Genomic DNA, 14095 nt, shown 5'->3' with positions numbered 1-14095 from the left:
AGTAGTAAGACTATTTCTATTTTTTGCTCCCCTTTGGGCTATAAAAAAACCCTATCAAACTTAATTGATAGGGTGATTATTTTAGATCGAATTAGACTAGTTCTCTTCAGGAAGTACTGCTTCTTTGTTTTTTTCAACCGTAGGCTTCTTAGGTGAATTAGGCTTATTAAAATTAATATAGTCCGGAGATAAAGCCGAATCTTGAATCTCATTCTTGACCTGCTTGGCTTGCTCTAGTTTTTGATCTTTAAATATCTTGTTGATTAATTCTTTGAAAGTGTCAAAATCTACTTCATAAGAAATACCCACACCTTGTGTATATCCTATTCCCTCTCCTATGTAATTGATGTCATTTTCTCTATTAAAGATTCGCAAATTCAAGGTTCCATCTTCGTTGACACGATATTGTACTTCTAAATCGCCCACAATAGCTGATTCATTGACACCCCCAAAAGGCACACCTAACTTACCATTAATAGTAACGCGCTCGTTTATTTTTGAAGTTATCGTAGCAATTACTCTACCATCAGTTTCTTTACCTAGTCGTTTATCAGCAGGTGTGTAATTCAAACCAACTTTAAACTTCTCACTATCAGATTGAATGATTCCACCTAGCAATCCAGAAGCTGTTTCAAATAAACTACCTGAAAAATCAGACTGACTTACACCCTCTGGACTTAAGAATCCACCGGATGATAATAAGTAAAGTGCTTGCGTTAGTCGTACATCTTTGTCATTCAATTTATATTGAATTTCAGATTTTAAAACATTACTCACGGTAGGGAATTCAATATTGAAATCGGGTTCAGGACTAGCCAAATCGCCTCGAATACCTATCACCACCTCTACGGGAACTTTTCGACTAAAAGAAGAGTTATCAAGTAATACTGCTGGATTTGCATTGGTTTTATAAACCGCCTCTAAATTCAGTTGTGCCTTCAATGGATTCCCTTCCCAAGAGATTGATCCTCCTTTTTTAACATCAAACTTTTTATCTATAAATCCACCATACTTGAAATTATATGTTCCTTCATAAGGTTGGAAATCTCCCCACATATTAAATGAACCTAGTGTATTAATTTTAAATAATAATGTTCCATATCCTTTTCCTTTCATTCCATGGCCTGAATTTCGATCAAGAATAACCTCTACTTCGGCATCCGGAGTGATATCTAAGTCAAATTCTAATTGTAGACCACCATACTTTTTAGTGTTATCTACAATTCCCAACTCTATATTGCGCTTCTCCTTAGGTGTAAGGAAATGAATAAACGAATTATCACTTACACTCTCGGCGTCATTAATAGGGATTTTTACTGATGTTCCTTTTTCTGATCGCGCCGCTACTTTTATAAACAAACTATTTGTAGGTCCTTTTATGGTTGCTGTACCATCTATAAATGCAGTCCCATAATAAGCAGCATCATCCTTATCTTTAGTATCTAGTGCTACAAGCCTATTACTATTTATGGTAAGATCAAGCTTCCAATCAGCAAAGTTATTATGCTCCACTGTTCCATTTAAAGTCCCTTTTGTATCAAACTTTGTATCAGTTAAAGTGTTGTTTCTAAAAAGGAATTTCTCATCTGCTAGATCGATAATTGAACGGCCTCCCAATTCATAATCTACATTTAAATAAGGTACAGTGAGTCCGGCGTCGTCTACAAAGAGTCGTCCATTTATTTTAGGTTTCTTTAAATTCCCGCTCACATTTGCATTCCCGGTTAGCAACCCTCGAATATTAGATAAAACCTCTCCACCTAGCGAACCTAATATGCCTAAATTGAATTTAGACAAAGCCACCTTTAAATCTAATAAAGTTTCCTTTCCTACAATTTCAAAATTACCATTTGCACTAAGTGATTCTACATTTTCATTTTTAACCGAGGAATTAATGACAAATTTCTGTAAGTTCTTATCGCCCTCAATGTTAAAATTCAACTCACCCAATGCCGTGTTATTAATATTCAATTGATCAATAACCAGCGACGCAGTAGGCTTATAAACTTCGTTATTTTGCTTAAAGTTGACTTCTCCATTTATATTACCCTTGAAAATGAATTTTTCATTATCAGGAGTTATTCGATACAAATCAACATCTTTAAAACTAAGTTGTAAATCTTTATTTATCAAATCCTTAATCGTCCCTACTAAAGTTATTGCCTGATCTTCATGTGACAATATAAAGTCATCAATCTTAAAGTTCTTGAATGATTTATCAAAAACCACTTGATTATTAGGTTTATCCTCCTCATTTAAATACCACAGATAATCTTTAAATTTCATTTCAGATTTGCTTACGCCCACTACATTTAGATTGTCCTTATTAATGGTGTGGTATAAATTGAGATTAAAATAATCCTCCCCTTTCTTACCTCCTTTAAACTCAGTTCTAAAAAATAAGGTATCCTTCATTGTAACGTTAATCAAGCTGAAATCGCGTATCTTATAGTACGGTGTTTTGATACTGTCTAACTCGACAAATGCATTATAAAGTGGATTCTTATTATCAATAGCTATTCTAATATTATCAAAGCTGTTCTTAGCCAATAATATTTGTGGCGAATTGAAATTAAGTTTAAATTCTTGACTATCAGATTTGATATTACCTTTCACTACAGTATTAGTCCCGATAGACATCTCTGGATAGAATATTTCGATAATTTTGTTGTAGATAGTGAAATCAAATTTTAAAAACTGTCCCTTGCTAACTTTATCAGGTTTGAAGTTTGTGTATAAGCTACCTAAGGAATTTCGAATAAGATTCCCTAATTGACTAAATTGAAATTTCCCTACAATCTCACCTTCTACAATGTCCGGTGAATTAACTGTAATTGTTCGCACACGATCTTTGTCAAATTTAGATGCAATATTAAAATCGTCAAAAATGTACACATCTTTCTCATTCTCGTAAGACGTTTTTTGAATGTACACATTTCCTTGTAAGTTCTCGATTGTATTTCCTGTTACTTGAACGAGCACATCTCCTCTAAATTTAGAAAGAGGATCAACAACCAAATTTAATTTGTGCAAGTCTGAATTTTCTACCGTGATATGAAAGTCATACTTATTCTCTTTGTTTCTTAGATCGACTAATCCATCAAAGTTCATGCTTAAATTAGGGTCATTAACAGATATTTGCCCTTTATAATTAGGTGCTTTAAAATTACCATTAACGACAACATTTGTGTAAGTATATTTTTTGAAATCAATTTTTGTTACATCTCCTTTTAATGCTGTATTTAAATATTTTTCGGTAAATCCCTTTCCATCAACATCGATATTCATGCTAACCAAACCTAGATCCTCACTACCTAGCAACTCACCCACATTAAAATCTACTAAGACAATATTTCCAGCATAAGATGCCTTATCGATAAAATCAATACTGTTCATCGATAATACAGATTGTACTTTACCTATTTCTGTATCCAATGAAAAATCAGCAGTAAGTGCCGTTTTACTTACACTTGTGCTTCCTATAATTGAGAAATTACCTAATTTCTTTAATTCTTCAGGCAGTTTTTTACCTAGAATATTTGGCAACATCGCAGTTAAATTATCGTAGCTGCTACTTACATTTTTAAAATTACCATTCATAAAAAATGGCTGACCCTCTTTCCCAAATAAGTTTTTAAAATTAATTTGCCCTTGTATTTTTGTATTCTTCGAATCAGTTAATTTTAAATTAGACAATACTAGATTATTCAACGGCCCCGTTATGCGACTAGTGAAATCAAAAAATTGGTTTTTTGCAAGTTCGTCATAAAAGTTACGAATGTCATTAGTAGCTAAGTGAGCTGATTTTAATTTTATATCAAACTTCACCTTATTATTAAAATCTTGAAAATCGGCGATAGTATATTTTAAAAACACATCCCCTTTTAAAGCAGACTCTTTTGTCAACAAATTCAAATTCTCTAATTTAATACTTGTTTTTGTATAGCTGAAATCAGTACTAAGATCTGCGACGTATAATCCTCGATAGTCTTGAAAAGACATCTTTTCAATTTTAGTTTTAATAGCAGGTCCGTAAATTAAGAAGTTGCTTAATTTTATGTTGAGACGTTTAAAATCAACATCTTTAGGGTTTTCTTTATTTTCGTCTATTAATATAAAACGACCATCAGAAATCGTAGCACTATTTGTTTTTAAAAGAAAATTTTTATTAGATGGTTTGCCTGTATTAAAAGCATTTATAAAATAATCAAAGTTGGTATCTTTCTCATTTTTATACCTCTTCATATTAAAAACCAAACCATCTAAGCGGATATCGCCAAAGATAAGATCTCCGTCTAGAATTTTCTTTCCTTCTAAAATATTTGTATTGAGAATTCGAGTAAAAATAAGTGTATCATTATGATGATCACGAATCATTACATTTTTAAATTTCACACCACCAAAGACAGATATTCTCACACCATCAATACTAATTTTTGTTCCAAAATCATCATTGATACTCTTAGTAAAATACTGCGCAATCTTAGTTTGAACAAAAGGGACAGACAACGATATTGCACCCAATAGCAATAGAATGATAAGTCCTAGAAAAAGACGTAAAATTATTTTAATGAATTTTTTGATACTTTAGATAATTATATTTTGTTCAGAAATGTGATTTTGCCTTTATAAATGGCACTGCCTTTAAGAAAAATTCTTTAATTTTGGCTGCGCCGTAAAAATAAATAAAATAAAATTCGGCTCGTCAAATATAATTCAAAATTTGTGCCTTTTTATGCAAAATCCCAAGGTTTTTATTCTTGCTATCGAAAGTTCTTGTGACGATACCGCAGCAGCTGTATTGCATAACGATAATGTACTCTCAAATGTTGTAGCAAATCAACTTATTCACACACAATATGGTGGTGTTGTACCTGAACTCGCGTCTCGTGCACATCAGCAAAATATAGTTCCCGTAATTGATGCTGCGCTTAAAAAAGCCAACATTACAAAGGAGCAACTTAGTGCTGTTGCTTTTACTCAAGGCCCCGGACTAATGGGTTCTTTGCTTGTAGGGAGTTCATTTGCAAAGTCATTTGCGTTAGCACTACAAATTCCGTTAATTGCTGTAAATCACATGCACGCACATATATTAGCACATTTTATAAATGAAGAAGGGTTTGAAAAACCTACTTTTCCGTTTCTAGCATTGACTATAAGTGGAGGCCATACTCAAATTGTAAAAGTAGAAGACTACTTTAAAATGACTATTATAGGGGAAACTACTGATGATGCAGTAGGTGAAGCATTTGACAAAAGCGCAAAAATTTTAGGATTACCTTACCCTGGCGGACCACTAGTAGACAAAAACGCACAACTTGGTAATCCAAAAGCATTTCAGTTTACAAAACCAAAAGTACCAGGACTAGATTTTAGTTTCTCTGGTTTAAAGACTGCAATTCTCTATTTTGTTCAAAAACAGAAATTGCAAAATCCAGATTTTATTGCAGAGAACATGAATGACATATGTGCTTCAATTCAGTACACCATTATAGAAATCTTAATGGACAAATTGAAGTTAGCTGTTAAAGAAACCGGAATTAAGCAAATTGCTATAGGAGGCGGAGTTTCGGCTAACTCAGGAATTAGAAAAACACTTAAAGAAGCCGAAGGAAAATACGGATGGAAAACATTTGTACCTAAATTTGAATACACCACCGATAATGCTGCAATGATTGGAATTGTAGGTTATCAAAAGTTTTTATCACAACAATTTGAATCTGCAGCAGTAGTTTCAAAAGCAAGAATACAATTTTAAGAAAGATGCAATTATTTTACAACGAAAATATAAACCAGCAAACAACCGAATTTTCATTCGATAAAGAAGAAAGCAAACACATTATCAAAGTTTTACGCAAGCAAGATGGTGACATTTTGTACGTTTCAAATGGAATGGGCTTAATATCTGAATGCAAAATTACACTGGCTTCTGATAATAAATGTACGGTAGAAGTATTGAGTTTTGAAGTAAAACCAAAATCTACTTTTCACACACATCTTGCTGTTGCCCCTACAAAAATGAATGATCGATTCGAACTATTTCTAGAGAAAGCGACAGAAATAGGAATTCAGGAAATCACGCCTATAATTTGCGATAGATCTGAACGTAAAGTAATCAACAAAGAGCGTTTTGAAAAAATCATTTTAACTGCTTTAAAGCAATCAAACGAAGCGTACTTGCCTAAATTAAATGATGCAATATCATTGAAGGAATTTATAAAAAAAGAGCAAAACGGGCAGTTACTTATTGCACACTGTGAGGAGCAAAATAAGAAAACATTAAAATCAGTTTTAAAACCTGACACAGACATTACCTTATTAATAGGTCCAGAAGGTGACTTTTCGCTTAAAGAAATTGCATTAGCTTTAGAAAACGATTATACAGCAGTTTCTCTAGGTAACACACGCTTAAGAACAGAAACAGCAGCGATTGTCGCCTGTCATAGCATTGTATTTGTTAACGAAAATTAAATAATAAAAATAGTAGTAGTGAAAAAAACGATTTACATACTGTTACTCCTTCTCACCTGCAGCAGCTATGCTCAGGAAATCGCCTTATTAAAGTATGGCGGAGGTGGCGATTGGTATGCAAATCCTAGTTCGTTACCCAATTTAATCGCTTATTGTAATAAAAACATTAATACGGCTATTGTAACAAAACCTGCTACAGTTGAGCCATCGAGTCCTAATCTATTTTCCTATCCCTTCATTCATATGACTGGACACGGAAATGTAGTATTTAGTCCAACTGATGTCCAAAACTTACAGAAATATCTCAATTCTGGAGGATTTTTACATATTGATGACAACTATGGTTTGAATCAATATGTACGTAAGGAGATAAAAAAGTTGTTTCCTAATCAAGAGTTAGTGGAACTACCTGCTAGTCACCCTATTTTCCAAAAACCATTTAGCTTTCCCAATGGCTTACCTAAAATTCATGAACACGATGGGAAGCGTCCACAGGCATTTGGAATTTTTTCGAATAATAGACTCGTTTTACTATTTACTTATGAGAGCGATTTAGGGGATGGATGGGAAGATCCAGCTGTTAACAATGATCCTACTGAAGTTAGAGAAAAAGCATTGAGAATGGGTGCTAACATTATCAATTATATATTCAATAATTAATAAAGTTGAATTCACAAATTCCAAATAAGAAAGATACCGTTTTATTATAGTAAACGTATTCATAAAAGTTCTTTAGTAATTCTCACTACTGCTTTCATAGTATCATTTATTCTAGATCACTTATAAATAACAATTAATTATTTAAATCATAGCAGTGACACATTGCCTTCTCGCTTTATAGACTTAATTCACTATGGTTGCTACACTATACTTACAAGCTGTATTTTAAGTAGGATTATCGCAATCAATTTATTTTAAACATAAGTTTTGAAAAGACGATAGTTCTTGGCGAGTTTTTTTATATTTATACCCTCAAAAAGGAGCTAATGATCACATCAAAAATAATATCTAATGGTATTTTAAGAGCGCTATTTACAACCGTAGCAGTAGCCTTAACACTCTATTTTCTCTACCAGATTCAGTCTGTTTTAATTTATTTGATCGTAGCATTGATACTCACATTAATAGGCTATCCTATTTTGGATTTTTTCATTAAACGCTTAAAGTTCAACAATACATTTGCAACCATTGCAACCGTTTTTATATTTCTAGTCATTATCAGTGGTTTCATTGTCATGTTTATTCCTCTAATTCTCAATCAAGGACAAAATCTATCACTATTAAATACTTCGCAAATTGAACAGAATAGTTTGCAGTTAGTAAATCAAATTACTCGCTTCTTAGAACGCCATCACATTGATTCGGCAAAAGTCATGCAGGAAGCAGATATCACCTCAAAACTTAATTTTAATTTTATACCTAATTTCTTAAATGCAATTTTAGCTACTTTAAGTAGCTTAGGTATGGGGTTAGCCTCTGTTCTATTCATTACATTCTTCTTTTTAAAAGATCGAAAATCGTTTTTATCTACCGCAAAAAAACTGATACCAGATAGCCACGAAGAGCAAATATTGAATTCGATCGAAAAAATAAACAAATTATTGTCTCGCTACTTTATTGGCCTACTGTTACAATTATTTATTGTCTTTATTTTATACCTCGTAATATTATTAATCTTTGGAATACCAAATCCTATAGTAATTGCTTTCTTATGCGCTGTACTTAATGTAATCCCTTACATTGGTCCATTGATTGCCTCTATATTAGCAGCTGCTCTTACTATGTTAGCTAACTTAGGTAGTGACTTTCAAAGCGAAATATTACCCACTACTATCTATGTCCTTATTGGCTTTTGGATTGTGCAAATCATTGATAACAATCTTTCACAACCAATTATTTTCTCAAAGAGTGTGAGTTCGCATCCATTAGAGATTTTTTTAGTGATTTTAATTGCTGGTTTTCTGTTCGGTGTATTAGGAATGATTATCGCAGTACCGCTGTTCACTATGTTAAAAGTAGTTGCAAAGGAGTTTTTCCCTGAAAGTAAAGTTATTCAACTGCTAACTAAAAACATTTAATTTTGGATTTATCAAAGTTATTAACAGCTGACATACAGAATTATATTAACGAAAACAGTACTATTCCTGCGACTAAGCTAGCACTGCGTAAAAATCCTTTTCCGGAGATGGAATGGATTTCCATTATTTCACAAATAGTAGCTAAAGCAAAAGCAAAGGATAAGTTACCTACTTGGTATGCTAGTACTAATATTATTTATCCTTCTAAAATTTCAGTAGAACAAACATCTTCTGAAAAAACGGCAGCATATAAAAGCAGTCTAATATCTGGGGAATCCCTTATCGATTTAACAGGCGGTTTTGGCGTTGATGATTATTATTTTTCGAAAATAATACCCAAAGTTTTCCACTGCGAAATCAACGAAGATTTATCTGAAATAGTTAAAAACAACTATAAGAGTTTAGCAATTAATAACATCATCTGTTTAAGTGGTGACAGCACACAAATATTGCTCGATAATGAGCAAAAGCACTCTTGGATATATATTGATCCCTCCCGCAGAAATGACAGCAAGGGCAAAGTATTTATGCTAAAAGATTGTTTACCCAATGTACCCGAAAACCTAGATCTTTATTTTCAAAAATCGAATGCTATATTAATTAAAACAGCACCGTTACTGGATTTAACGGCTGGCTTAAACGAACTGAACAATGTAAAGAAGATTCATATTGTAGCTTTAGAAAACGAAGTAAAAGAGTTGCTATGGGAGCTACATAAAGAGTATGAAGGTGCTGTTGAAATTTGTACTGCAAATATTTTAAAAGACAAAATTGATACTTTCAATTTTATCATGGGACAACAGACTCAAAACTATAATTATGAGTTAGCCCTAAAATACCTCTATGAACCTAACAGCGCTATAATGAAATCAGGAGGCTTTGACGAGATAGCAAGCCAATATCAATTAAATAAACTGCACAAGCACTCGCACTTATACACCTCAAATAATCTAGTTCCTTTTCCTGGTAGGATTTTTAAAGTCGAAAAAACACTTCAGTATAGTAAGTTAGAAATGACAAATCATTTAAAGAATCAGCAAGCTAATATTACTGTTAGAAACTTTCCCGAAACTGTAGAGAATATTAGAAAAAAATGGAAGATTAAAGATGGTGGAAGCACTTATACTTTCTTCACCACCGATTATCTTGAAAACAAAACTGTATTGATTTGCTCAAAGGTTTAATTTATTTACATTCCCATTTAGCATTTGACACTGGATCTTTTAGAGCTGATTTTAAATTATAATGCCACCATTCTGAATCAAAAGACCTAAACCCATTAGCTGTCATTATCTTCTTTAGAAATTTTCTACTCGCTTGAACCTGTTTTGGTAACTTAGTATATTGGTGACTCGCTTCAATACCAAAAAAATCAAAATCCGTTCCCATATCCACGGCATCACCTTTCAAGTCCACTAAAGTAATATCAACTGCACCGCCTCTATTGTGGATAGAACCTCTTTTAGGATCTGCTACATACTTAGGATTAGATACAATGGTCCACATTCTTTTCTGGATATCTAAAGGCCTATAACAATCATATAATTTTATCTGGAAGCCTTTCTTCATAAATGCTGCATTAGCTTTTACTAAAGCTTTCACCGTCTTGTACCTTATAAGACATTCAGCACAGTCATAAACCTGAGCACTTAAAAAATTATTTTCTGTAGCATATCTCATATCATAAACAAAATCGTCACTGTAATCCCTTAAGTTAACAAATGTCGTGTCAGCAACATTCGTTTCCTCTAGTTGACCAATGTAAGAAACCTGACAAGACATATCTATACTAAACAATAGGAAAATTGAAACTGTAAAAATGAAAGCATTTAACTTCATATCAAAAAAATTTAAATTCAACATTATTTCAACCAAGTAATTTTTTCATTGATATCACCAGGCTGACGCTCTGGCGTGGGCAAATCATAATGCCCCATATAAAAGAATCCCAAACAAACTTCATTTTCTTTTAGATCGAAAAATTCATCTGCATACGAAATGAGATTGGGCGAACTCCAATACGCACCAATATTCAATTCGGTTGCCATTAACCACATATTTTGAACAGCCATAGCAACTGCAGCTACTTCTTCCCATTCAGGAACAAGCTGCTTCACGTCTTTTTGCATACAAATTGCAATTACGACATCAGCTTTATTAGTGTTGATTTTAATTTTTTCGAATTTAAATTCTGAAAACACGGCAGCAGTACTTTTAAACTTATTGGCTAAAAAAATACCAAGCTCTTCTTTTTTAGAACCTGAAAGCACTTTAAACCTCCAAGGCTCTGTACGTTTATGAGTAGGAGCCCAATTTGCTGCGTCTAAAATCTTTATAATATCATTTTCCTTTATTGGAGTATTGTTATATTGATTAGGCATTATTGAGCGCCTAGTTTTTATGATTTCGATCAAGTTCATTGTAATAGTTTTATATAATTCTAACGCTAAAGATACTTAAAGAAAAGCACATATAATAAAATGTACAAACAAAGCAATACGCTGCATATTTTTCATTTTATTGCTTTTGTAAAGCTAATGAGGAAATTAGAGCGGTCAACAATTCAACCAAGCATCTATTAGTTTTAACAAATACACAGACTGATAATTTAGAACGTAGGTATATAATTAGTAACTTCTAATTAATTTGCAGTGTATAATTCAGCAAGGGAAAAATTGTAAAGAAAAAATTTGAGAATTTAATTCCGAATATCCATTACGATAAATTAATCATTTCTTTATTATCCTGTGTAGAGCTACCTACAAATGGAATCTAACAAAAAAAAGAATTTTGACGTTGTTTGTTATTTTCAAGCTTGTTACTTAAAAATAATCTTAAAAACAAAAAACCCGAAACTTTCGTTTCGGGTTTCTCTGCGGAGAAAGAGGGATTCGAACCCCCGGACCTGTTACAGTCAACAGTTTTCAAGACTGCCGCATTCGACCGCTCTGCCATTTCTCCAATAAATTGCCATCATCCCTGATTGCGAGTGCAAATTTAAACATTTATTTCAAATAAAAAACACAATTTCTTACTATTTTTTAAAATAAATAAGAGCACGAAATATATTTTTTAATAAAACGATCACAATGAAGCAATTAAGAGCAAAAGATAAATAACGTAAAATTTAAAAGCCAGTCAAAACAAACTTGTTTCAACTGGCTTCTTAAATATGAAAGCAATTCAATATTTAATTATTATGATTTAACCCAAACATAAACCTAAATCTTAGCGAATATATTAGTATAGTACTTTTTACCTGTAACACTGTCTTTTTTAATTGCGATTCCAAAATGAGTAAAGTCACCTTCAATATTCTTTTTATGCGACTCACTATTCAACCATGCTTTCAATGCACCTTCTGGAGTATTGAAATTGTAAGCTATATTTTCACCTACTTTTTTTGCATCAAGTACATCAACAATATTTTGACTACGCGCTACAAAATCATCGTGATTAACAACATTATTGGTAATCATGTAGAAATCGTGCTCTTCTGATTTAAAAGAGATATGATTGATAGTCTTAAGTGCGTTTAAACCAACACTAACTCTATAGTCATTAATTAGCTCCATTGCTTTTAATTCTTCTGCACTATATACATAGTTAGAAACTTCTTTTGATTTAGCAATAGAATTTGCAGTAACGACTCCTTCACTTGAATCTGATGCGCATGAGTTCATTGTAAAAATAACTGATGCTAATAATAATAAACTAAGTAATTTTGCTTTCATAATATGTAGATTTAAACGTTAAAGAATTAATAACTTGTAACTCGATAACTAATTAATGGTGTTTCTCTGTTTTCAAATATATAACCTTTTATCGTTTAAACGTACATTTAATCGATGAACTACACTTATTTAATTACATGTTAAATATTTACTTACAAATATTACGTTATTTTTTACTTTAAACATTGTTAAATACTTATCAATATTGCAGAATTCAAAATTAAAACAAGAATTTATGAGTTGTAAAATATACAATCCGCTTTACTTTCATTACATAACTGTAGCCAGACGTCTATAAACATAGATGCTCAAATTACGTACAACAAATAGGATAGTGCACACAAAGAAGATGGGTACACTATCCCAAACCTTTTTACAAAATTGAAAATACCTAAGAGCAAGGTAATATTATACATATATCACTACTGCTAACTTGTATATATAGGCAAAGAAGAAAACCTGAAGATGAATAGCAACATAATATTGGATAAAACTTTAACTTATACCGTACCTACTTTATTTTAACCCCATAGTAAATATGTTAGTATTGTAAACAGTTACCTAAAAAATGATGGTTATAAAAGCTATAATAATCAGTATCAATAATTAAAATATTGAGAATCTAAGAACCACAAAAATTATAGCGTAGAAGTTAGAATTTTCATTAATCTCTAACTAAATAGTAGTGCAACCAGAATATAAAAATCCAACAATCCGCAACTAATAGATGCGAAAAATCTAAGTCTGTCTAGACACAGCATATTGAAATATACAGCACTTGAAGAGATACGCGGGAGTAATACCACCAGAACTCACATACCAATACGATTGAAAAATCAATCCACTCTAGATGGGTAACACCTACTTCAAACTAAATTTTTATTTATAATACTCATTAACTATTAAATTATGTATCTAAAAATCTAAGGTTTAAACACCTAATACCGCACAATAGATGGTAATACGCTTTATCTATTTAAATGAAGATGCAGTAACTTGTAGCAATATGAAACTGTTACAATACAAAAGACATAGATTAATTTAAAATAATCACCTGATAAACAGAAGTACTATAATGGTTGCACTATTAAATTGAATATCTAAAATGACAAAAGAAACAATAATTAAAAACCACTTACACGATAAAAACCTTGATAAATTTTCAGTAGTTTAAACATGAAACCTACAAAAAGAGGAAATATGAAAGCCTACAATTATAAGAATCCGATCTTTTCCAAATTTCAGGTCATTTTAAAGGTTTTCAATATCAATTCATATTTGAGTAAAATAGAATCACTGTATTTCAACTATCTTCCATCAATAAAGTAAAACAACTGCGAACTACTACATACCTATCTCGGTAGAGAAGTCATAAGAAAATAGGTGTTACACATATATACACTACACTTTAATATACTTGATATTTTTAATATTCGTCAATAACAGTATTACATATCTTCAAATAGCAATCGGGAGTGAGCCGGTATAAAAATTGATTTATCATTGTTTAGATTATCTATTTTTTTTTTTTAATACCCAAGTATTTAATTTGATCGCAAAAAACCCTTATCCGTTAGGATAAGGGTTCTTACGGATCCTAAAATAAATTCAGGATAAAGAAAGGCGACGACCCCCGATTAATCCCGATAGTTATCGGGAGGGGCTCCCACAATACTTCACCATTTTACACAACAAAAAACCCTGATTCGGATGAATCAGGGTTCTTAGAGATCCTAAAATAAATTCAGGATAAAGAAAGGCGACGACATACTCTCCCACATAACTGCAGTACCATCTGCGCAGGCGGGCTTA

9 protein-coding genes and 1 tRNA gene are annotated in these 14095 nt (G+C 32.1%); 5 read left to right on the top strand and 5 right to left on the bottom strand.

All coding sequences use genetic code 11. The features are described 5' to 3' along the window. Positions 1-96: 96 nt before the first annotated feature. Entirely contained in the window at positions 97-4530 is a 4434-nt protein-coding gene (locus tag HNQ00_RS15510) for a translocation/assembly module TamB domain-containing protein (protein WP_254598551.1), read from the bottom strand. A gap of 205 nt (positions 4531-4735) precedes the next feature. On the opposite strand from HNQ00_RS15510, the gene tsaD reads away from it, so the two are divergent. The 5 genes from tsaD to HNQ00_RS15485 all read left to right on the top strand — a co-directional run bounded on the left by tsaD (position 4736) and on the right by HNQ00_RS15485 (position 9733). After that, a complete protein-coding gene (tsaD, locus tag HNQ00_RS15505; protein WP_173839416.1) occupies positions 4736-5758 on the top strand; it encodes a tRNA (adenosine(37)-N6)-threonylcarbamoyltransferase complex transferase subunit TsaD in 1023 nt (340 codons plus the stop codon). Between the two features lie 5 nt (positions 5759-5763). Continuing rightward, complete coding sequence (locus tag HNQ00_RS15500) at positions 5764-6471, top strand: 16S rRNA (uracil(1498)-N(3))-methyltransferase (protein ID WP_173839415.1); 708 nt, start codon at positions 5764-5766, stop codon at positions 6469-6471. Between the two features lie 18 nt (positions 6472-6489). Next, complete coding sequence (locus tag HNQ00_RS15495; protein ID WP_173839414.1) at positions 6490-7131, top strand: DUF4159 domain-containing protein; 642 nt, start codon at positions 6490-6492, stop codon at positions 7129-7131. Positions 7132-7457: 326 nt separating this feature from the next. Then, a complete protein-coding gene (locus HNQ00_RS15490) occupies positions 7458-8549 on the top strand; it encodes an AI-2E family transporter (RefSeq protein ID WP_173839413.1) in 1092 nt (363 codons plus the stop codon). A 2-nt stretch (positions 8550-8551) separates the two neighbouring features. Beyond that, on the top strand, positions 8552-9733 hold the full coding sequence (locus HNQ00_RS15485; protein WP_173839412.1) for a THUMP-like domain-containing protein: 1182 nt from the start codon (positions 8552-8554) through the stop codon (positions 9731-9733). A 1-nt stretch (position 9734) separates the two neighbouring features. Here the strand turns inward: HNQ00_RS15485 and HNQ00_RS15480 are convergent, their stop codons facing one another. The 4 genes from HNQ00_RS15480 to HNQ00_RS15465 all read right to left on the bottom strand — a co-directional run bounded on the left by HNQ00_RS15480 (position 9735) and on the right by HNQ00_RS15465 (position 12283). Beyond that, a complete protein-coding gene (locus tag HNQ00_RS15480; RefSeq protein ID WP_254598545.1) occupies positions 9735-10331 on the bottom strand; it encodes a M15 family metallopeptidase in 597 nt (198 codons plus the stop codon). 80 nt (positions 10332-10411) lie between these two features. Further along, on the bottom strand, positions 10412-10969 hold the full coding sequence (locus HNQ00_RS15475) for a nitroreductase family protein (protein WP_173839410.1): 558 nt from the start codon (positions 10967-10969) through the stop codon (positions 10412-10414). A gap of 456 nt (positions 10970-11425) precedes the next feature. Continuing rightward, positions 11426-11510: transfer RNA gene (locus tag HNQ00_RS15470), tRNA-Ser, on the bottom strand. A gap of 260 nt (positions 11511-11770) precedes the next feature. Continuing rightward, a complete protein-coding gene (locus tag HNQ00_RS15465) occupies positions 11771-12283 on the bottom strand; it encodes a CAP domain-containing protein (RefSeq protein WP_173839409.1) in 513 nt (170 codons plus the stop codon). Between the last annotated feature and the right edge of the window lie 1812 nt (positions 12284-14095).

Origin of the sequence: Flavobacterium aeripolare, from assembly GCF_013294025.1 — a bacterium.
Classification (GTDB): domain Bacteria; phylum Bacteroidota; class Bacteroidia; order Flavobacteriales; family Flavobacteriaceae; genus Flavobacterium.
The sequence above is the reverse complement of the archived record's forward strand: the minus strand, read 5'-3'. Positions and strand labels throughout refer to the sequence as shown.

Coding starts and splice junctions, on each gene's coding strand:
- tsaD (WP_173839416.1), top strand. CDS start 4,736: ATGCAAAATCCCAAGGTTTTTATTCTTGCTATCGAAAGTTCTTGTGAC.
- HNQ00_RS15500 (WP_173839415.1), top strand. CDS start 5,764: ATGCAATTATTTTACAACGAAAATATAAACCAGCAAACAACCGAATTT.
- HNQ00_RS15490 (WP_173839413.1), top strand. CDS start 7,458: ATGATCACATCAAAAATAATATCTAATGGTATTTTAAGAGCGCTATTT.
- HNQ00_RS15480 (WP_254598545.1), bottom strand. CDS start 10,331: ATGTCTTGTCAGGTTTCTTACATTGGTCAACTAGAGGAAACGAATGTT.
- HNQ00_RS15475 (WP_173839410.1), bottom strand. CDS start 10,969: ATGAACTTGATCGAAATCATAAAAACTAGGCGCTCAATAATGCCTAAT.
- HNQ00_RS15465 (WP_173839409.1), bottom strand. CDS start 12,283: ATGAAAGCAAAATTACTTAGTTTATTATTATTAGCATCAGTTATTTTT.